This is a genomic window from Shinella sp. WSJ-2 (assembly GCF_003432075.1).
GTDB lineage: Bacteria > Pseudomonadota > Alphaproteobacteria > Rhizobiales > Rhizobiaceae > Shinella.
In genome coordinates this window covers 33,451-53,191 of sequence record NZ_QWBU01000014.1, presented here as the reverse complement: position 1 = coordinate 53,191, position 19,741 = coordinate 33,451, and the positions used below count along the sequence as shown (strand labels likewise).

General features: G+C 63.0%; 21 protein-coding genes, 1 tRNA gene and 1 pseudogene. 10 read left to right on the top strand and 13 right to left on the bottom strand.

What is annotated here, in order from left to right:
* Positions 1-4: 4 nt before the first annotated feature.
* Both ftsY and D0Y60_RS21605 read left to right on the top strand, forming a co-directional pair.
* Positions 5-1,492 carry a signal recognition particle-docking protein FtsY gene (ftsY, locus tag D0Y60_RS21610; RefSeq protein WP_117372018.1) on the top strand — a complete coding sequence of 496 codons (1,488 nt, stop codon included), beginning with the start codon at positions 5-7 and terminating at the stop codon, positions 1,490-1,492.
* Complete coding sequence (locus tag D0Y60_RS21605) at positions 1,489-2,136, top strand: septation protein A (RefSeq protein WP_117372017.1); 648 nt, start codon at positions 1,489-1,491, stop codon at positions 2,134-2,136. Before ftsY ends, D0Y60_RS21605 begins: the two co-directional genes overlap by 4 nt.
* Before the next feature lie 52 nt (positions 2,137-2,188).
* On the opposite strand, the gene D0Y60_RS21600 is transcribed toward D0Y60_RS21605, so the two are convergent.
* Both D0Y60_RS21600 and D0Y60_RS21595 read right to left on the bottom strand, forming a co-directional pair.
* Positions 2,189-3,019, bottom strand: coding sequence for an aldo/keto reductase (locus D0Y60_RS21600; protein ID WP_117372016.1), 831 nt, complete (start codon positions 3,017-3,019; stop codon positions 2,189-2,191).
* Between the two features lie 103 nt (positions 3,020-3,122).
* Positions 3,123-3,668 (bottom strand): L,D-transpeptidase, encoded by a 546-nt coding sequence (locus D0Y60_RS21595; RefSeq protein WP_117372015.1) that lies wholly within the window; start codon positions 3,666-3,668, stop codon positions 3,123-3,125.
* Between the two features lie 132 nt (positions 3,669-3,800).
* On the opposite strand from D0Y60_RS21595, the gene D0Y60_RS21590 reads away from it, so the two are divergent.
* Positions 3,801-4,484, top strand: coding sequence for a response regulator transcription factor (locus D0Y60_RS21590; protein WP_117372014.1), 684 nt, complete (start codon positions 3,801-3,803; stop codon positions 4,482-4,484).
* Positions 4,485-4,500: 16 nt separating this feature from the next.
* Positions 4,501-4,956, top strand: coding sequence for a cyclic nucleotide-binding domain-containing protein (locus D0Y60_RS21585; RefSeq protein WP_117372013.1), 456 nt, complete (start codon positions 4,501-4,503; stop codon positions 4,954-4,956).
* A gap of 3 nt (positions 4,957-4,959) precedes the next feature.
* Here the strand turns inward: D0Y60_RS21585 and D0Y60_RS21580 are convergent, their stop codons facing one another.
* The 6 genes from D0Y60_RS21580 to tesB all read right to left on the bottom strand — a co-directional run bounded on the left by D0Y60_RS21580 (position 4,960) and on the right by tesB (position 12,373).
* Positions 4,960-5,766 (bottom strand): exodeoxyribonuclease III, encoded by an 807-nt coding sequence (locus tag D0Y60_RS21580; RefSeq protein WP_117372012.1) that lies wholly within the window; start codon positions 5,764-5,766, stop codon positions 4,960-4,962.
* 88 nt (positions 5,767-5,854) lie between these two features.
* On the bottom strand, positions 5,855-6,520 hold the full coding sequence (locus D0Y60_RS21575) for an outer membrane lipoprotein carrier protein LolA (RefSeq protein WP_117372011.1): 666 nt from the start codon (positions 6,518-6,520) through the stop codon (positions 5,855-5,857).
* Between the two features lie 109 nt (positions 6,521-6,629).
* Positions 6,630-9,302 (bottom strand): DNA translocase FtsK, encoded by a 2,673-nt coding sequence (locus tag D0Y60_RS21570; RefSeq protein WP_117372010.1) that lies wholly within the window; start codon positions 9,300-9,302, stop codon positions 6,630-6,632.
* A gap of 234 nt (positions 9,303-9,536) precedes the next feature.
* Entirely contained in the window at positions 9,537-10,898 is a 1,362-nt protein-coding gene (locus tag D0Y60_RS21565) for an ammonium transporter (RefSeq protein WP_117372009.1), read from the bottom strand.
* Between the two features lie 30 nt (positions 10,899-10,928).
* Entirely contained in the window at positions 10,929-11,279 is a 351-nt protein-coding gene (locus D0Y60_RS21560) for a P-II family nitrogen regulator (protein WP_281048171.1), read from the bottom strand.
* A gap of 209 nt (positions 11,280-11,488) precedes the next feature.
* Positions 11,489-12,373, bottom strand: coding sequence for an acyl-CoA thioesterase II (gene tesB / locus D0Y60_RS21555; protein ID WP_117372007.1), 885 nt, complete (start codon positions 12,371-12,373; stop codon positions 11,489-11,491).
* A gap of 141 nt (positions 12,374-12,514) precedes the next feature.
* On the opposite strand from tesB, the gene D0Y60_RS21550 reads away from it, so the two are divergent.
* Entirely contained in the window at positions 12,515-13,735 is a 1,221-nt protein-coding gene (locus D0Y60_RS21550; protein WP_117372053.1) for a ubiquinone biosynthesis hydroxylase, read from the top strand.
* Positions 13,736-13,844: 109 nt separating this feature from the next.
* On the opposite strand, the gene D0Y60_RS21545 is transcribed toward D0Y60_RS21550, so the two are convergent.
* From D0Y60_RS21545 to D0Y60_RS21530, 4 genes are all read right to left on the bottom strand, one after another.
* Positions 13,845-14,033, bottom strand: coding sequence for a Trm112 family protein (locus D0Y60_RS21545; RefSeq protein ID WP_117372006.1), 189 nt, complete (start codon positions 14,031-14,033; stop codon positions 13,845-13,847).
* Between the two features lie 10 nt (positions 14,034-14,043).
* Positions 14,044-14,724: an LON peptidase substrate-binding domain-containing protein gene (locus D0Y60_RS21540; protein ID WP_117372052.1), complete on the bottom strand. Its 681-nt coding sequence runs from the start codon at positions 14,722-14,724 to the stop codon at positions 14,044-14,046.
* 137 nt (positions 14,725-14,861) lie between these two features.
* Positions 14,862-15,830 (bottom strand): thioredoxin, encoded by a 969-nt coding sequence (gene trxA, locus D0Y60_RS21535; protein ID WP_117372005.1) that lies wholly within the window; start codon positions 15,828-15,830, stop codon positions 14,862-14,864.
* Positions 15,831-15,886: 56 nt separating this feature from the next.
* Entirely contained in the window at positions 15,887-16,396 is a 510-nt protein-coding gene (locus tag D0Y60_RS21530) for a prolyl-tRNA synthetase associated domain-containing protein (protein ID WP_117372004.1), read from the bottom strand.
* 219 nt (positions 16,397-16,615) lie between these two features.
* Here D0Y60_RS21530 and D0Y60_RS21525 point away from each other — a divergent pair.
* From D0Y60_RS21525 to D0Y60_RS21505, 5 genes and pseudogenes are all read left to right on the top strand, one after another.
* A tRNA-Gly gene (locus D0Y60_RS21525) sits at positions 16,616-16,690 on the top strand.
* Between the two features lie 653 nt (positions 16,691-17,343).
* The gene (locus tag D0Y60_RS21520) at positions 17,344-17,553 is read left to right on the top strand and encodes a cold-shock protein (protein WP_117372003.1); all 210 of its coding nucleotides are present in this window, start codon (positions 17,344-17,346) and stop codon (positions 17,551-17,553) included.
* A gap of 127 nt (positions 17,554-17,680) precedes the next feature.
* Positions 17,681-17,968, top strand: a complete 288-nt coding sequence (locus tag D0Y60_RS21515; RefSeq protein ID WP_117372051.1) for a cold-shock protein — start codon at positions 17,681-17,683, stop codon at positions 17,966-17,968.
* Between the two features lie 33 nt (positions 17,969-18,001).
* Positions 18,002-18,097, top strand: a pseudogene (locus tag D0Y60_RS21510) (30S ribosomal protein S21); the annotation flags it as partial.
* A 43-nt stretch (positions 18,098-18,140) separates the two neighbouring features.
* Positions 18,141-18,347 (top strand): hypothetical protein, encoded by a 207-nt coding sequence (locus D0Y60_RS21505; protein ID WP_117372002.1) that lies wholly within the window; start codon positions 18,141-18,143, stop codon positions 18,345-18,347.
* Positions 18,348-18,702: 355 nt separating this feature from the next.
* Here D0Y60_RS21505 and D0Y60_RS21500 read toward each other — a convergent pair whose 3' ends face one another.
* Positions 18,703-19,719, bottom strand: coding sequence for an aldose epimerase family protein (locus D0Y60_RS21500; RefSeq protein WP_117372001.1), 1,017 nt, complete (start codon positions 19,717-19,719; stop codon positions 18,703-18,705).
* Positions 19,720-19,741: the final 22 nt, after the last annotated feature.

Below are 19,741 nucleotides of genomic sequence, written 5' to 3'. Positions count from 1 at the left end.
AATCATGGCCCTCGGCTTCATCAAGAAGATCTTCACCTTCGGAAAAGACACCGCCCCCGAGCAGAAGCCGGAGGCCGAGGCCGCCGTCACAGCGCCAGAGGTGGAAGAGGCCGCCCCCGAACAGGTCGTCGAGGATGCCGTCGCTGCCGAAGAGCGCGATGCCCTGCTCGAAGAAGCCGAAGCGGCCAATCCCGAGGCGGCAAGCCACGTCCCTGACGAGCCGGAACCGGATATCTATCCGCTGCCGCATGCCCCCGCACTGCCGGTCGCCGAAGATCCGGTCGCACCCGCAGAGATGGAAACGGCCGGCGGACCGGCCGATGATATCAGCGAAGATGAAGACGCCGTCGCCGAGGAAGAACCGGTTGCGGCGGTAGAGGCTGTCGTCGAGGACGAGCCGGAAGCAGTCGTCGAAATCGAAGACGTCGCTGCTCCCGCAGAGGAGGCGACACCGGCCGAAATCGAAGACCCCGTTCTCGAAGAAGTCGCTCGCCTCGAGCCGAAGGCTTTGCCCAAAGGCTTTGCGAGCACCGAGGACAACCCGGTCGAAGTGGTTGCCGCGCCGCAGGCCAAGCGCACCTGGTTCCAGCGTCTGCGCGAGGGCCTGTCGCGCACCTCGTCGCAGCTCACCGGCCAGATCACCAGTCTCTTTACCAAGCGCAAGCTGGACGACGACACGCTGCAGGATCTCGAAGACCTGCTGATCCAGGCCGATCTCGGCGTCGAGACGGCGCTGCGCATCACCGACACGCTCGCCTCCGAGCGCTACGGCAAGGACGTCACCGGCACCGACGTCTCGCGCATCATGGCCAGCGAGATCACCAAGGTGCTCTCGCCGGTCGCCAAGCCTCTGGCGCTCGACCTCAATCACAAGCCGCATGTCATCCTCGTCGTCGGCGTCAACGGCACCGGCAAGACGACGACCATCGGCAAGCTCGCGGCAAAACTCTCCGGCGCCGGCCTGAAGGTGATGATGGCCGCGGGCGATACGTTTCGCGCAGCCGCCATCGAGCAGCTGAAAATCTGGGCGGAGCGCACCGGCTCCGAGATCGTCTCCTCCAAGCTTGGCGCCGATGCTGCCGGCCTCGCCTATGAGGCCTATGAGCGGGCGCGCGAAAAGAAGAGCGACGTCCTGATCATCGACACGGCCGGCCGCCTGCAGAACAAGACGGAGCTGATGGCGGAGCTGGAAAAAATCGTGCGTGTGCTCGGCAAGCTCGATCCGGATGCGCCGCACACCGTGCTCCAGACGCTCGACGCCACCACCGGCCAGAACGCCATGAACCAGGTCGAGATTTTCCGCAATGTCGCGGGCGTCACGGGCCTGATCATGACAAAATTGGACGGTACGGCCCGCGGCGGCATCCTTGTGGCCATTGCCGCCAAACACAAGCTGCCGGTCTATTTCATCGGTGTCGGCGAAGGGATCGACGATCTCGAACCCTTCGAGGCCAAGGATTTCGCGGAAGCGATCGCAGGAGTTGGAGCATGAGCAAGGTTTCGCTGGAAACGCAGGCCAAAACCGAGGAGAAGGTCAGCCCGCTCCTCAAGATGGTGCTGGAACTCGGCCCCCTCGTCGTCTTCTTCTTCGCCAATTCGCGCGGCGAATGGCTGGCGGGGCAGTTTCCGGTTCTCGCGGAAATGGGCGGCCCGATCTTCATCGCGACCGGCCTCTTCATGGCGGCCACCGCCATCGCGCTCCTCGTCTCCTGGATGCTCACCCGCACGCTGCCGATCATGCCGCTGATCTCGGGCATCGTCGTCTTCGTCTTCGGCGCGCTGACGCTCTGGCTGCAGAACGACACCTTCATCAAGATGAAGCCGACCATCGTCAATTCGCTGTTCGGCTTTATCCTGCTTGGCGGCCTCGTCTTCGGCAAATCCCTGCTCGGCTACGTCTTCCACGCCGCCTTCAAGCTCGATGACGACGGCTGGCGCAAGCTGACGCTGCGCTGGGGCCTGTTCTTCCTGGTGCTTGCCGTGATGAACGAAGTGGTCTGGCGCAACTTCTCGACGGACTTCTGGGTCGCCTTCAAGGTCTGGGGCACCATGCCCATCACCATCCTGTTCACGCTCGCCCAGATGCCGCTCATCATGCGCCATTCGATCGAGACCCCGGAGAGCAAGGCGCCCTGACATCGATCGTCGCGCCGACCATGCGCCGGCGCAACAGATCGTTTCAAACGGATCAGAACGTCGCCGTCACCGGATCCGGGCCGATGCGCTTGCCGTCCTTTTCGAGCGTGGCGAAGGTCGCCATGTCCTCGGCGTCGAGCTTGAAATCGAAGACCCTGAAATTCTCCTCGATGCGCGACGGCGTCACCGATTTCGGGATCACGACCAGACCGTTGTCGATATGCCAGCGGGTGATGACCTGGGCCGGCGTGCGGCCATGCTTGGCGGCAACCTTGGCAACGACGGGGTTTTCCAGCAGTTGACCCTGGCCGAGCGGGCTCCAGGACTGCGTGACGATCCGGTGCTTGTCGTGATAGCTGCGGGCGTCCTTCTGCGGGAAATCCGGATGCAGCTCGATCTGGTTGATGACGGGCGTAATACCGGTCTCGTCGATCAGAAGCTGCAGGTGCTCGGGATAGAAGTTTGAGACGCCGATGGAGCGGGCGCGGCCATCCTTCTGCAGCTGGATGAAGGCTTTCCAGGTATCGACGAACTGGCCACGCTTCGGCGCCGGCCAGTGGATGAGGTAGAGATCGACATAGTCGGTGCCGAGGCGCTTGAGGCTGGCATCGAAAGCCTTCAGGGTCGAATCGTAGCCCTGCTCGGAATTCCAGAGTTTCGTCGTGAGGAAGATTTCCGGGCGCGCCACACCGGAGGCGCGGATACCCTCGCCGACACCCTCTTCGTTCTCGTAGATCGCAGCGGTATCGATATGGCGGTAGCCGGCGTTCAGCGCCGCCTTGACGGCCGTGACGGCCGTGTCGTTCGGGGTCTGCCACACGCCGAGACCGACCTGGGGAATGCTGTTGCCATCGTGAAAGAGAATTGTCGGCTGATCGCTCATGAGAATGTCTCCATGAAAAGGGATGAACCCGGGCGGGTTTTGGGAAGGCGAGGCTGCATATAGGTCGCGGCCGCTGCCATTTCAGCGCCGCCGGCAGAAAATGTCAGAGCACGCGCACGACCGTGCCGCGGCGCATATGTGGCAGGATGCGCAGCATGTCCGGCCGGGAAACCGCCACGCACCCGGCCGTCGGCTCGTAGCCGGGGCGGATGAGGTGAAAGAAGATCGCCGAACCGGCATTGCGCCGGCGCGACGTCACGTTCCAGTCGAGCACGAGGCAGAGATCGTAGAGCTCGTCCTTGCGCTGCATCTCCTCATGGCTCGGCGCGAAGGGGGCCTGCACGAGCCTGTTGTAGCTGGGGTGGCCGGACGCGTCGCACCACAGCATCGACGGGCGGGTGCGCTTGAGCGGCAGCGCCGTCTTCGGCTGGCCGAGCCGGTCGCCGCGCAGGAAGCCGGAGAGCACTTTCATGGCCGCGATCGGCGTTGCGCCGTCGCCCTCGCGCTTGCGGCTGGTCCGCCCCGAACGGCCGATGGCGGCGGGTATGCGCAGCGGCCCGACCTGCACGATAGCGCGCGCCTTTCTGCCTGGCGCCGGCCGCACCACAATAGTCTTCACGGATTGTTTAGGAGATGTGATCCGCCGCATTCGTCCCTGCCATAGTCCCGCCATGCCACAATTCGACTGGCTAGGCCGACCATAGGCCGCGAAGGCCGTCCCTTCCATTTGAATTTTGGCCCTAACTCCCTTACTTTGCTCAGAAATGCCGAGAGGAAACGCATGACATCCCGCACGATCCTTCTTGTCGACGACGACAACGACCTTCGCGAGACGCTCGTCGAGCAGCTTTCGCTCTACGAGGAATTCACGACGCTGGAGGAAACGACCGCCGGCAAGGGCATCCAGACGGCGCGCGCCAACCAGATCGACCTGCTCATCATGGATGTCGGCCTGCCCGACATGGATGGCCGCGAAGCGGTCAAGCTTCTGCGCAAGGGCGCCTTCAAGGCGCCGATCATCATGCTGACCGGCCACGACACGGATTCGGACACGATCCTCGGCCTCGAAGCCGGCGCCAACGACTATGTGACGAAGCCCTTCCGCTTCGCCGTGCTCCTTGCCCGCATCCGCGCGCAGCTGCGCCAGCACGAAAGCAGCGAGGACGCCACCTTCACCGTCGGTCCCTACACGTTCAAGCCCGGCCAAAAGCTGCTGACGCTGGAAAACGGCCAGAAGATCCGGCTGACGGAAAAGGAAGCGGCGATCATCCGCTATCTCTACCGCGCCGACCAGAAGGTGGTGACGCGCGACGTGCTCCTGGAAGAGGTCTGGGGCTACAATTCCGGCGTAACGACCCACACGCTGGAAACCCACGTCTATCGCCTGCGCCAGAAGATCGAGCGCGACCCTTCCAATGCCGAGATTCTCGTGACAGAGAACGGCGGCTACAAGATCGTACCGTAATCAGGAACCCCCCGCCGTGGCTCTCAGCGACGACATCGCCCTTCTCGCCCGCGTGCCGCTGTTCACGGGTCTTGCCGATGACAAGCTACGGCTTATGGCCTTCGGCGCCGAACGCCGCCGGCTGGTCGAGGGCCAGACGCTGTTTCGCGAGGGCACCTCGGCCGATTGCGGCTTCGTCGTCGCCCACGGCTCGTTCCAGCTTACCTCGACGCTGCGAGACGGCGCGACGAAGGAAGAGGGCATCGCGGACTACGGCACGCTGTTGTCGGAGCTGGCGATGATCTCCGCCGTCGAGCGGAAATATACCGCCGTGGCGCGCGAGGACAGCGAGGTCATCCGCATCAACCGCCCGCTCTTCCGTCGCATGCTGGAGGAATATCCCGACGTCGCCGTGCTGGTCGATGCGCGGATCCGCGAGAACCTCACGGCGATGATCACCCAGATGCGCGGCCTCGCCCGGCGTTTCGCCTGATTTTTAGAAATCAAACTCAGCGATGACAGGCACGTGGTCCGAGGGCCGCTCCCAGCCGCGCGCTTCGCGGATGACGGAAATGTTGGTGAGATGCGGGTCGAGATCGGCGGACGACCAGATATGGTCGAGGCGGCGGCCCTTGTTGGCGGCCTGCCAGTCGGCCGAGCGGTAGCTCCACCACGTATAAAGCTTCTGCTCCGCGGGCACCTTGCGGCGCATCAGATCCACCCAAGCACCCTTGGTCATTACCTCGATCAGACCTGCGGTCTCGACCGGCGTATGGCTGACAATCTTAAGGAGCTGCTTGTGCGACCAGACATCGTGCTCCAGCGGCGCGATGTTGAGATCGCCGACGAGGATCGAGGAAATCCCGGCCTCGGCTTCGGCATGCAGGAGCTTCATCTCCTCGATGAAATCAAGTTTGTGGCCGAATTTCGCGTTGATCGTGCGGTCGGGCTCGTCGCCGCCGGCCGGCACATAGAAATTGTGCACGCGGATCGACTTGCCGCCGTGATGCAGGAGCACCGAGACGTGGCGTGCATCGCCGACGCCGCAATAGTCGCGCCGCTCGACGATCTCGGTCAGCGGCAGACGGGAGATGGTGGCGACGCCGTGATAGCCCTTCTGGCCATGCATGACGATATGCTCGTAACCGAGCGCCTTCAGCGGTTTGGAGGGAAACTGGTCGTTCGGGCACTTGGTTTCCTGCAGGCACAGGATATCGGGCGCGAAAGTCTTCAGGAAATGCTCGACGAGCGGCATGCGCAGCCGCACGGAGTTGATGTTCCAGGTCGCGATCGAAAGTGCCATGCCGGGTCCGCCTCAAAAAGCATCCGGCCCGTCGAGCGGGCCGGTTTCAGGGCGTCTTAGAGCATTTCCAGCTGAACGGAAACGCCGATTATTTGGCGCCGCGCTGGCGAACCTCGTCATAGGGGATCGTGAACACCTTGTCGTCGAGGGGAATGCCTGTCTTCACGTTGAAGATCATCACCGACGTGTCCTTGCCCTGAGCGTCGGTGATCGTCCACTGGCGCAGATCATAGGTCTTCGGGTCGAACATCATGGTAATGGTCGAATCACCGAACATGTTGCGATCGCCGAGCACGATCGTCGTCAGATCGGCCTCTTCCTTCACAGAGCGCACCATTTTGGCCGAGAGGTCAATCTTGTTGCCGAGCAGCAAGTTCAGCGGCGTCTTGGAGAGCGGGTAGAGATCCCAGGTCTTGAGCTTGCGGTTGCCGATGACGACGGATCGACCGTCGGCGATCACACGCATCGGCGAGGGGTCTTCGTAATTGAAGCGAATCTTCCCCGGACGGTCTATGAAGAACTTGCCGCCGGTCTGCTCGCCGCGCGGACCGAACTGCACGAATTCGCCGGCCATGGTCTTCACCGAAGCGAAGTGATCGGCGATCTTCTGGGCGGCGGCGCTGGCCTGCGCGGAGGCCTCGACGGGCGACAGCAGCGAAAGGCCGGCAGAGAATGTCAGGGCCATGAGGCCGGTGAAGCCGCGGCGCGTCAGCGTACCGGCTTTTTCGGATCGGTTCATCTTGGTCTCCTTCATGCGTTTTTCATGCGGGCCAAACGCGGCGCCATAATGGCATTCAGCCCAAGCAGAAATAATGGCGCGAGACTTGCCGGTCGAAACGTCGCAGAAGGCACTCCGTTCCCCGTCATCGTCCCGAAATTTCGTCTTCCGTCGGCACGAGGATTTCGCGCTTTCCGGCGTGGTTGGCGGGGCCGATCAGTCCCTCCTTCTCCATGCGTTCGATCAGCGAGGCGGCGCGGTTGTAGCCGATGCCGAGACGGCGCTGGATATAGGATGTCGAGGCCTTGCCGTCGCGCAGCACCACGGCGACCGCCTGGTCGTAGGGATCGTCGGAATCCTCTAGGTTCGCCGTACCGGCCGGACCATGCCCGTCGTCGCCGTCCTCGTCGTCATCCTGGGTGATGGCATCGAGATATTGCGGCGCGCCCTGCGCCTTGAGATGCGCGACAACGGCTTCCACCTCGCCATCCGAGACAAACGGACCGTGCACACGCTGAATGCGCCCGCCGCCGGCCATGTACAGCATGTCGCCCATGCCGAGCAGCTGTTCGGCGCCCTGTTCGCCAAGAATGGTGCGGCTATCGATCTTCGACGTCACCTGGAAGGAGATGCGTGTCGGGAAATTCGCCTTGATCGTGCCGGTGATCACATCGACCGACGGACGCTGCGTCGCCATGATGACATGAATGCCCGCGGCGCGCGCCATCTGTGCCAGACGCTGCACGGCGCCTTCGATATCCTTGCCGGCAACCATCATCAGGTCGGCCATTTCGTCGATGATCACGACGATATAGGGCATCGGCTGGAGATCGAATTCCTCCGTCTCGTACATGGCCTCCCCGGTCTGGCGGTCGAAGCCGGTCTGCACAGTGCGGGTGATCGTCTCGCCCTTGGCCAGTGCCTGCTCGACACGGCTGTTGAAGCCGTCGATATTGCGCACGCCGATCTTCGACATCTTCTTGTAGCGCTCCTCCATCTCGCGCACCGTCCACTTCAAGGCGACGACGGCCTTCTTCGGATCGGTGACGACGGGAGAGAGCAGATGCGGGATGCCGTCATAGACGGAGAGTTCGAGCATCTTGGGGTCGATCATGATCAGGCGGCACTGCTCCGGCTTCAGGCGGTAGAGCAGCGACAGGATCATGGTGTTGATCGCGACGGATTTACCCGAGCCGGTGGTACCCGCAACGAGCAGGTGCGGCATCTTGGCGATGTCGGAAATAACGGGCTCGCCGCCGATCGTCTTGCCGAGCGCCATGGCAAGGCGGGCTTTTGACGTCTCGAAATCGCGCGAGGCGATGAGTTCGCGCAGATAGACCGTTTCGCGGCTCTGGTTGGGCAGTTCGATACCGATGGCGTTGCGGCCGGGCACGACGGCGACGCGGGCGGCGATCGCGCTCATCGAGCGGGCGATATCGTCGGCAAGGCCGATGACGCGCGACGACTTGATGCCGGGCGCCGGCTCCAGCTCATAGAGGGTGACGACTGGACCGGGACGGACATGGATGATCTCGCCCTTGACCCCGAAATCCTCCAGCACGCCTTCCAGCATGCGGGCATTCTGTTCGAGCGCATCGGCCGAGAGCGTCGCATCGCGGACCTGGCCGCGCGGCTCGGCGAGCAGATGGATCGGCGGCAGCTGGAAGCCCTCGGCGCCGACGAAGGAGGACTGCGCTTCACGATCGATCCGCTGGCCGGGCTTCGGGCGTGACGCAGCGGGTGCTACGCGGGCGCTGGCCGCCGATGCCGCCTGGCGGGCCGGTGCGCGGCGCGGCGCCCAGTCGGCGGCGATGTCGTCGGAATCGTCATCCGGCAGAATGCCGCTCGGATGCGCCAGGCGCTCGTGCGTATCGAAAGGCAGATCGCCGTCCTCGTCGTCGAGCGCGATCGACGGGGCCTCGACGGCACGGCGGCCGTCCATCGAAGGCTCGACGCGTTCGCCGGAACGGGTTGCCGCGCGGGCGCGCACCGGCTCGTTCAGCGTGCCGAATTCGTCCTCGTTGAAATCATAGGGCTGCTCGATACCGCGCGCCTTGCGGCGCTGGCCAGTCAGGCCGAAGATGCGGCGAACGCGCGCCTGTCCAGTATACCAGGCATGCGTCATCGCGCCGGCAAACACGGTGAGCGGGCCTTCCCGCTCTTCGTCTTCCTCTTCCTCGGCAACCGTACGAGCGCGGCTCTGGACAGGAGCCGGCGCGAAGTCCTCTTCATCGTCGATCGTCACCGTGCCGACAAGGCCGGCACTGAACACCATCAGCCAGGCCGCCGGAAGGGCGATGATGCCGCCGAGGATGCTGGCCAGCATGCCCGTCGGGTAGGCGCCGGTGAAGAGGGCGGGGAAACGCAGGATCATGTCGCCGAAGACGCCGCCGAGCCCCGTCGGCAGTGGCCAGGTCACCGGACCAGGCACGCAGGCAAGCGCCGCCGAAGCAAGGATCGCGCCGCCGAGCCAAGCCGCCGCGCGCTGCGGAATGCGGTTGAACCGGCGGCCGCTGATCAGCCCGATCGCCCAGGCGACGACCGGCAGCAGTGCGATCACGCTGGCAAGGCCGAAGAACTGCATGAAGATATCGGCGAAGACGGCACCGGGATAACCGAGCAGGTTCACCGGCGTGCCGCTCGAGGCATAGGACAGGCTGGGGTCGGAGACATTCCAGGTGGAGAGTGCTGCGATCGCCAAGGCGAGGCCGAGGAATATCGCGAGCCCGAAAAGGACCTGCACCTGCCGCCAGACGAATGCCGACAGAACGAAACGGTCGTGACGGTTGTCCAGCCCTGCCGAAATGCTTCTGCTCATGGTTTCAGCCTGTGCCCACGCAATGGAATACCCACATCTCCGCGCGATTCGCGGATGTGCCTGACTGCAAACCCTACGAAGGAAGTTTTAATGGCGCGTTAACCATGCCACCCCCTGTCATGGTTTCACGTGCGTAAACGAAAAGGGCCCGGACCAGGGTCCGGGCCAAGGGCGGTCTGGTTTCCCAGGCCGCGACGGGTGCGTGGCGACGGCCCGCAGGCCGCCGCGATCTTTTTACGAGTGGTAAGCGGCTTCACCGTGCGACGAGAGGTCGAGACCTTCGCGTTCGGCTTCGACCGAGACGCGCAGACCCACGATCAGATCGACGACCTTGTAGAGGATGGCCGAGACGACGCCGCACCAGACGATGGTGATGACGACGGCGGTGAGCTGCGTCATGAACTGCGAGGCGATCGAGAAATCGGCCGCACCCGTGCCGCCGAGCGACGGGGCGGTGAAGATGCCCGTGCCGAGCGCGCCGACGAGGCCACCGACGCCATGGACGCCGAACACGTCGGCCGTGTCGTCGTAGCCGAACTTGTTCTTCACGACGGCGACGAAGAAGTAGCAGATCGGCGAGACAATGAGGCCGAGCACGATGGCGCCGAACGGACCGACGGAGCCGGCCGCCGGGGTGACGACGACGAGGCCGGCGATCATGCCCGAGGCGGCACCGAGCAGCGAGGCCTTGCCGCGGGTGAAGGCTTCGACCACCGACCAGGCGAGAATGGCGGCAGCGGTGGCGACGAAGGTGTTGACGGTGGCGAGAACTGCGCCGCCCGAGGCTTCGAGGTTGGAGCCGGCGTTGAAGCCGAACCAGCCGAACCACAGCATGGCGGCACCGACGAGGGTGAGCGTCATGGAGTGGGGGGCCATCATGTCCTTGCCGAAGCCGGTGCGCTTGCCGACCATGATCGCGCCGATGAGGCCTGCAACGCCGGCATTGATGTGAACGACGGTACCGCCGGCGAAATCAAGCGCGCCCATGTTGAAGATCAGACCGTTGCCGTCCCAGACCATGTGGGCGATCGGGAAATAGACGAAGGTGGCCCAGAGCACGGTAAACAGGATAACGGCCGAGAACTTGATGCGTTCGGCGAAGGCGCCGATGATCAGTGCCGGCGTCAGGGCGGCGAAGGTCATCTGGAACAGCATGAAGATGTATTCCGGAATGACCACGCCCTCGGAGAAGGTCGCCGCGGTGCTATCGACGGTCACACCCGACAGGAACATCTTGGCGAAGCCGCCGAAATAGGGGCTCGTCGAGCCGCCGAAGGCGAAGGAATAGCCATAGGTGACCCAGACAATCATCATGACGGCGCCGATAACGGTGCACTGCATGAGGACGGACAGCATGTTTTTGGCGCGCACCAGGCCGCCGTAGAACAAAGCGAGGCCTGGGATCAGCATGAAGAATACGAGCAGCGTTGCGACGAACATGAAGACCGTATCGGCCTTGTCCGGAACGGGCGCTGCGGCAGCGGCTTCGGTGGCAGCGGGCGCGGTTTCCTGCGCGAAGGCGACCACGGGCGCAAACACGGCCGCCGTGGCGGCAGCCACGCGGGAAAGGGTGTGAGAAAGCTTGAATGACGACATTGTAACTGGGCTCCCTGAAAGGCCGTTTGCTTAGAGCGCTTCGGTATCGGTTTCGCCGGTGCGGATGCGCACGGCATGGTCGATGGCGTAGACGAAGATCTTGCCGTCGCCGATCTGGCCGGTCTTGGCGGCAGAGGCGATCGCCTCGACGGCCTTGTCGGCAAGGTCGCCCGGCACGGCGATCTCGATCTTCAGTTTCGGCAGGAAGCTGACGGCATATTCGGTGCCGCGGTAGATTTCCGTGTGACCCTTCTGGCGCCCGTAACCCTTCACTTCGGTCACGGTCAGGCCCTGGATGCCAACGGCGGTGAGGGCTTCGCGCACCTCATCGAGTTTGAACGGCTTGATAATGGCCATTACGATTTTCATCTGGTTTCCCATCCTTCGTGCTTGTCCCCCAGCCGGGGCCATCTCCTTGCCGTTGGCAAACGCAACGACTGAGACCTACACATTCAAAGGGCGTGCCAGATTCGAACGGCTGAGCTAACGCGCTGATTTTCAAACGATAAAAATAGCTCTTATGCTGCGGCGCAAAAAATCGTCACCACGAATGATTAAAATATAGGCGATATTAGTATTATGAATGAAATTTAATCAGTTGCCTTTTTCCGAATCAACCCCTCCTGGGCAACGGAGGCAAGAAGGGTGCCGGAACGGCTGAAAATTGCGCCACGCGTCATGCCGCGCCCTCCGAAAGCCGAGGGGCTGTCCTGGCTGTAGAGCAGCCAGTCGTCGAGAACCGGCGGGCGATGGAACCACATAGCGTGGTCTAGGCTCGCCACCTGCAGCCTGCGGTCCAGCACGGAGGTGCCGTGCGCGAAGAGCGAGGTGTCGAGCAGCGTCATGTCGGAGAGATAGGCGAGCACCGCCGCCTGCAAATGCCGCTCGGCCGGCACCGGCCCGGTCGTGCGCACCCAGATGTCCTGGTTCGGCTCCAGCTTCTCGGTAGAAAAATAGTGGTCGAGCGCGACGGGACGCAGCTCGATCGGCCGCGGGCGTTCCCAATAGGCACGGATATGGGAGGGTGCCTGGGTCAGGAACCGCTCCTTGAGCTCCGCCTCCCCGAGCAGCGTTTCAGGCATCGGCACATCCGGCATCGGCGCCTGATGCTCAAACCCATCCTCGTCATCCTGGAAGGAGGCGGTCATGAAGTAAATCGGCTTGCCGTGCTGGATGGCGGTAACGCGGCGCGTGGCAAAGGAGCCGCCGTCGCGGATGTTCTCCACATCGTAGATGATCGGCACGGAGGGATCACCAGGCCGTACGAAATAGGCGTGCAGGGAATGCACGAAGCGCCCTTCTTCCACCGTGCGCGTCGCCGCCACCAGCGCCTGGCCAATCACCTGCCCGCCGAAAACCCGCTGCCAGCCGGCCTGCGGGCTCTTGCCGCGAAAGAGCCGCACCTCGAGCTGCTCGAGATCGAGCGTCTCGATCAGAAGGTCCATGGCGGGGTTCTTGGGCTGATGGCGCGACATTTGGACGTGGCTCCGATACATGGCCTGAGGTAGGAAAGCGGCCCCTCCTCCTCTATATAGGGGGAAACAAGACCTCAAGCGGCCAGGAGTCTCCCCATGACCGACGTGATCGAGCCCGACGCCATCAAGCCTGACGCTCCCATGCTCGACGTGCTCGTCGCCGGCGGCGGCTATGTCGGCCTGTCGCTGGCCGTCTCGATCAAGAAGGCCGCGCCGCACCTTGCCGTCGAAGTCGTCGATGGCGCCCCCGAGCATGTCTGGCAGAAGGACGAGCGCGCCTCGGCCATCGTCGCGGCCGCGCGCAACCTGCTCGACGTGCTCGGCGTCTGGAACGAGATCGCCCCGGAGGCCGAACCGATCCGCCGCATGGTCATCACCGATTCGCGCACCGCCGATCCCGTGCGCCCGGTCTTCCTGACCTTCGAGGGCGCCGGCTCCGGCGATGACGGCCAGCCCTTCGCCCATATGGTGCCGAACCGCGCCATGACCGGCAGCCTGCTGCGCCAGGCCGAGCTTTTGGGCATACCCGTGCGCTGGTCGACATCAGCCGAGGGCTTTGCCACCGGCCAGCACGCAACCGACGTCAACCTCTCCGACGGCTCCGCGCGAAAAACCCGCCTGCTCGTCGCCTGCGACGGGGTGCGCTCGAAACTGCGCGACATGGCCGGCATCAAGACCGTGCGCTTCGATTACGGCCAGTCCGGCATCGTCACGACCGTCGAGCACGAGCGCCCGCATGACGGCACGGCAGAGGAACACTTCCTCCCCGCCGGCCCCTTCGCCACGCTGCCGCTCACCGGCAACCGTTCCTCGCTCGTCTGGACCGAGCGCACAGAGGACGCCCGCCGCCTCGTCGAGAGCGACGATCTCGTCTTCGAAGAAGAGCTGGAGCGTCGCTTCGGCCACAAGCTGGGCGCGCTGAAGGTCGTCGGCGGGCGCCGCGCCTTCCCGCTCGGCCTCACGCTCGCCCGCGCCTTCATCGCGCCGCGCTTCGCGCTGGCGGGCGATGCCGCGCACGGCATCCATCCGATTTCCGGCCAGGGCCTCAATCTCGGCTTCAAGGATGTGGCGGCACTGGCCGAAACCATCGTCGAGGCCGACCGCCTCGGCCTCGATATCGGCGCCGTATCGGTGCTGGAGCGCTATGAGACCTGGCGCCGCTTTGACACGGTGCGGATGGGCGTCACGACGGACGTGCTGAACCGCCTGTTCTCCAACGACGCAACACCGATCCGCGTGCTGCGCGACGTCGGCCTCGGCATCGTCGACCGCCTGCCCGGCCTCAAATCCTTCTTCATCCGCCAGGCCGAAGGCACAACCGGCGGCGGTCATCCGCGCATGCTGGTCGGTCAGCGGATTTGACTCGCGGCTGCCTGCTGCCACGATCACGTCTCCGTCATCCTCGGCCTTAAGTCGAGGATGACAAAAGAGAGATTGTGGCAACTTGCGACGACGCCCGCGCCCTTTCCCCTCAATCCTTGATTTCCCGCGCCTCGGAAATCAGCATGATCGGGATACCGTCACGGATTGGATAGGCGAGCTTGGCCCTTTCGGAAATCAATTCCCCGGCCTGCGCGTCATAGTGCAGCCGCCCCTTGGTGAGCGGGCAGACGAGAAGTTCAAGCAGTTTGGGGGCAACCCGGCTGGTGCTGTCGTCCATCGATCCCGCCCTATTGCAGCCGCGTGTCGACATCACCGTAGCTGCGCGCCAAAACGATCTCAGTGATGGCAATCAGCGTTTCGGCGCGGGTCTTGAGGTCCGGCGCTTCCAGCAACGCCTGCTTTTCGGCCGGGCCGTAGGGCGACATCATTGCCATGGAATTGACCAGCGTCGTGTTGCTGGCGCGCTCCACACTCTCCCAATCCGCCTCCAGCTTGTTGGCGTCGAGATAGGCCTTGAAGGCGGCGAGCAAGGCGTCACGATCGACGGTCTTCTCGTCGTCCTGGGCGGAAAGGTCGCCGATGAAGGGCGCGATGCGAAAACTGCGGTAGGACTTCGCGCTGGAGGCTTCCTCCAACAGGCGGTAGCGGCACACGCCGGTCAGTGACACGACGTAGCGCCCGTCGCCGGTCTCCGCGAAGGAGGTGATGCGGCCGATGCAGCCGACCTTGCAGAGTTCGGAATTGTCGTGGCCGGCCTCTTCCGCGCGGTGCTCACCGAAAATCGGCTGCACCATGCCAATCAGCCGGTGCGAGGCGAGCGCGTCGTCGAACATGGAGAGATAACGCGGCTCGAAGATATTGAGCGGCAGCTGACCGCCGGGCAGGAGGAGCGCCCCCGTCAGCGGAAAGACGGGGATCGTCTCGGGCAGGTCCGCCGGCTTCAAATAGCGCGCATTTCCCACATGCATGGCATTGCCTTCCATTCCGTGGCGCGGTGCTGCGTCCAGGCTCCTCCGTCCCGGCCCCTCGCCGACGCGCCTTTCTCCGAATGTGGGGCGGGCGCGCCGTTTCTCAAGGGATGCTGCCCTCTCCCGGGCAAAAAACCTCAGGAAAACAGGATAGACGAGAGCTTGCGGCGGGCAGACATCGTCGCCGGGTCCTTCGGTCCCCAGACGTCGAAGAACTGCAACAGTTCGCGGCGCGCACCGTCATCCTCGAAGGTGCGGTCGCGCTTCATGATATAGAGCAGGTGTTCGGCCGCCGCCTGGCGATCGCCCTCGACATTGCGGATTTTCGCAAGGTTCAGCCGGGCGGCATGATCGTCGGCATTCGCGGCCAGCGCCTGTTCGAGCGCTGCGGGATCGCCGAGCTTGCGCGCCTCTTCGATCTGGTCGAGCTTCTTGAGAACGGCGACGACAGCGGGATCCGCCGCGACCGCGTCCGGCAGGTTGCTCAGCGTCTGGCGGGCGTTTTCGATCTGGTCGACGGCGATCATGCAATCGGCGATGCCGGCCAGAGCGACGGCATTTTCCGGATCGGCCTGCAGCAGCGCGCCATAGAGATCGGCGGCACCGGCGACATCGCCGGCCTCGAACAGGGTCTTGGCTTCAGCAAGCAGCGCCTCGATCTCGGCCTTCTCATCGGCGCCTGCGGGACCGGCGACCTTGTCGATGAAGTCGCGGATCTGGCTTTCCGGCACCGCGCCCATGAAGCCATCGACCGGCCGGCCGCCGACAAAGGCGACGACGGCGGGAATGGACTGGATGCCGAGCTGGCCGGGGATCGAAGGGTGATCGTCGATATTGAGCTTGACGAGCTTCACGCGGCCGGCGCTTTCGCGCACGACCTTTTCGATGATCGGCTGAAGCTGCTTGCAGGGGCCGCACCACGGCGCCCAGAAATCGACGAGAACGGGCTGCTGGCGCGAGGCTTCCATCACATCGCGCGAGAAATTCGCCGTCGTCGTGTCCTTGATCAGGTCGTCCGCCGCCGGCGCCGCGCCGCCGCCATAGTTCGCCGAAACGTTCATCTGGCCGCCATAGGACGATGCATAGGGGTTTTCGCCTGCACTCATGGTCTCTCCTGTGGCGCCAAGCGCCCAAATCACGTGTCTGCGCCCAAAATCGTATGTCAGGCGGTGACTTTCAAGACAAGCGGCTCATGTCCCGTCGCCTCGATGAAGCGTAACAGATCCTTCGAAGCGATCGAGGTCGTCGCATCGTTGCGCAGCGGGTGGCAGTTGATCGTGTCATATTCCATGAGATCGGCATCGACGATCATCTTCACCTGTCGTCCGGTATCATTGATGACACCGAAGGCCGTGACGGCGCCGGGAATGACACCGAGATATTCCATCAGCTTTTCCGGCTTGCCGAAGGAGACCTTGCTTGCTGCACCGATGACCGTATGGATCGTCTTCAGGTCGATGGTCGCATGTTCCTCGACGGTCATCAGGAAGTAGTTATCCTTCTTGTCCTTCACGAAGAGGTTCTTCGTATGGCCGCCAGGGATTTCGTCGCGCAACGCCACCGATTCGGCGACGGTGAAGACCGGCGCGTGTTCCTTGGTCGAATGAGCAATGCCCAGCCCGTCGAGAAACTGGAAAAGGTCCTTGTCGGTCTTCGGCGGCACTTCGCTCATTTCGTCATTCCTAGCGTGAATTGTCCCTGCCCGCTGATAGGGCTTCGGTCCCTTCAACGCAACCGCCTGAGAATTCGGCGCTTTGAAAGCGGCTGTAATTTTTTCTGCAAAATCCGAAATTTCCCTGTTGCGTTTTAAAAGGGCTTGGGCCATATACCGCCCGTCGCCGCAACGCAGCGACCTTCGGCCAAGCGATCTACCCCAGGCCGTTGTAGATGAGCGGGTGTAGCTCAGGGGTAGAGCACAACCTTGCCAAGGTTGGGGTCGGGCGTTCGAATCGCCTCACCCGCTCCATTCTTTCCAAGACGTCGCAAGCCTCGGTTCGCCGGGGCTTTTTTGATTCCTGACGCGGTTGAGATCGCGACACCGGAAACCCCTCCGGGATGCGCGGCCGCCGTCGGGTCACCCGCTCAAATATTCTGCATTGCAGGGCTAGCGTTGGGACGCTTGCAGTCGGCTTTTTGCCTACGCACAAGCACACGTCATGAGGCTCCACGGCTGTTGTTTCACGGCGAGTCTGAAGATGAATTCGCCGGACCATCACAAGCGTATCGCGCGATTCCCTCCGTCATTTGCACTGGCTAGCGGTACTACGATGATAGCCCCTATAGGCGGGCATGCCCAATTCGGTCGCGAGAGGAAGTGCAGAAGCAAGAATTCAAGCATAATATTTTTTCAAAAATTTCGTTAAACCGCCCAACCAGTAAAAATATCTTTTGACGATTTTCGTTGTTTTTGTGAGTAATTTCGCCCGCACGGTTGCACGATTTCCGTTGATTTGAATAACCGCCCTTGTTTTTCCCGCAGAAAAAACATATCTTCTCCTCGTCGAACCTTGTTTATGACCTTTGTCTTCGCCTCATTGGCCCGGTCAGATTTCCTATCATCGTCGATTTACATGCGCTCATTCTGGGCGTTTTTTCTCATGCGATTGAAAGGATATCGTTATGAATTCAGGTACAGTTAAGTGGTTCAACAGCACCAAGGGTTTTGGTTTCATTCAGCCTGACGACGGCTCGACGGACGTCTTCGTCCATGTTTCGGCCGTCGAACGTGCAGGCATGGGCGCGCTGAACGAAGGTCAGAAGATCAGCTACGAGATTGTCCGTGACCGCAAGTCCGGCAAAAACTCGGCCGACAACCTTCGCGCCGCTTAAGGAATTTTCGCTCGCTCCCGCTGACCACGGATGTACTGGCAGCGGTGAGGCGGACGATGGGAAGAGGTCGGGTTAACGCCCGGCCTTTTTGTTTCCGCAGATAGCGCATCGCGCAAAGGAGCTCACGATGAGCCGAGCAATTTACGCTGTTGGCGACACAGTCAAGCTCAAGCCGAATATCCTGCGCCGAGCTGAAACCGCTCCGATCTGCCGGATTATCGGCATTCTGCCTGCCGATCACGGGGAAACGCAATATCGCGTTCGGCTCGGCAACGAGACGTTCGAGCGACGTATTCTCGCCAGCGACATCGAAACGCCAGAGACCAGGATTCCCCAGCCCAGCGGCATGGCGCCATCCTCCGCCGGTCGCAACGAACCATGGCTCAAGCCCGTCAGCATACGAACAAAGAAATAATCACTCGGCACGGCTCGCATGCCGGGACAGATCTTGCAGGTTCTCGTTCGGGACAACAACGTCGATCATGTCCTCAGGGTGCTCCGGAAGAAGATGCAGAGTGAAGGGTTGTCTCGGGCCCAAGAGGAAAGTTTCTGCCGGCGGTGGATAAGTGTAAACTAAGGACGATTCAATGACGGCCACGAAACAGAATTTTTTCAAGCCGACGAAGGTCAGCGCGGAAACGAAGGCGGCTGACACCAATGCTGCGGCGCGCGGGATCGTCGCGCAGGAAGCAAACGCTCGCGAAAAGAAAACCGAGAGACTGCGGGCTTTGCGCCTTGCAAAGGAAGCCGCCACTCCGCCCGCGCCGCTCCCCAAAAAGCGCGCGAAGAAATAGAATACAGACGCTTGGTATGTGGCGCGCCGAGAGAAATCCAGGCCGGCACCCATCGCTTCGCCATGACGGTCCAGCATGCGGCCATGGCGCCGGTCAGAAGCTCGGCCAGACGGACGACGTCCCAGCAGGCAAGGGCGTTTCGAAACAGCATGCCGCAATGATGCAGACGGCGGCTGTGGGAGCAGCAGGATCTGCGTCGCCGCCGCCGAGCGAGATCAGGCCCGCAGTTGCCGAAAAGGTGGCAGCTCATCAGAAGGACAACCTGGGATCATTCCGGGGTCCGTACGGGCGTTGTGCTGCACAAAGGTTCGATTGTCTTGCGTTTTGCCAATTGCCTTTGGGGCAGGGGGCTGCTTCAGGCCTTGCGGAAGACGTAATCCGTCTCCTGCCGCAGCGTCTCGCCGGGCCGCAAAACCGCTTTCGGGAAATGCGCGTGGTTGACGGCATCGGGCCAGACCTGGGTTTCCAGACAGAAGCCGGCGAAAGCACCGTAGCGGCGGCCTTCGAGGCCGGGAACGGCAGGGCCGACCTTGGAGCCGGTATAGAGCTGCACACCCGGCTCCGTCGTCAGCACGGCAAGCGAAACGCCCGAAACGCGGCTGCGCACCTCGGCGACGGGACGCTTGGCGACGCGCTCCGGCGAAAGGCAAAAATTGTGGTCGAAGGCGACGCCGCCCTCTTCCGTCTGGCGGGCAAGCGGGGTCCATTCCCGGAGATCGAAGGGCGTACCGGCGACGGGGCGGACCTCGCCGGTCGGGATAAGGTTTTCGTCGACGGGCAGGTAGTGTTCGGCAGCCAGGCGGATCTCGTGGCCCAGCGCGTCCGCGCCGCCGTCGAGGATGAAATAGCTGTGCTGGCAGAGATTGACCGGCGTCGGCGCGTCCGTCACCGCCTCGTAGACGACGGAGAGCACGCCCTCGCCCGGCAGGCGATAGGTGCAGGTGATGGCGCAATTGCCGGGATAACCGGCGCGGCCATCGGGATCGGTCAGCGTGAGCGTGACGAAATCGGCGCCCTTTTCGGCGATGCGCCAGTTCTGCCGGCCAATGCCGTCGCTGCCGCCATGCAGATGCGTGACGCCACGTTCGTTGCGTTCCAGCTGGTAGTCATTGCTATCGATGGAGAAACGGCCGCCGCCGATGCGGTTGGCGCAGCGGCCGGGCGTGGCGCCGAAGAACGGCGAATGGTCGAGATAGGACGGCAAATCCTCAAAGCCGAGCACCAGCGGCGCGTCGTGCCCGTCAAGCCTGAGATCCTGGATGACGGCGCCCCAGGTCAGGACACGGGCGGTCAGTCCGCCGCCCGATATCGTAACGCGCTCCACCGCTTCTGCCTGATCCAGCCGACCGAAGATATCCTGTTCCTGACCCACGCTTGCGTCTCCTCCGCCGGCT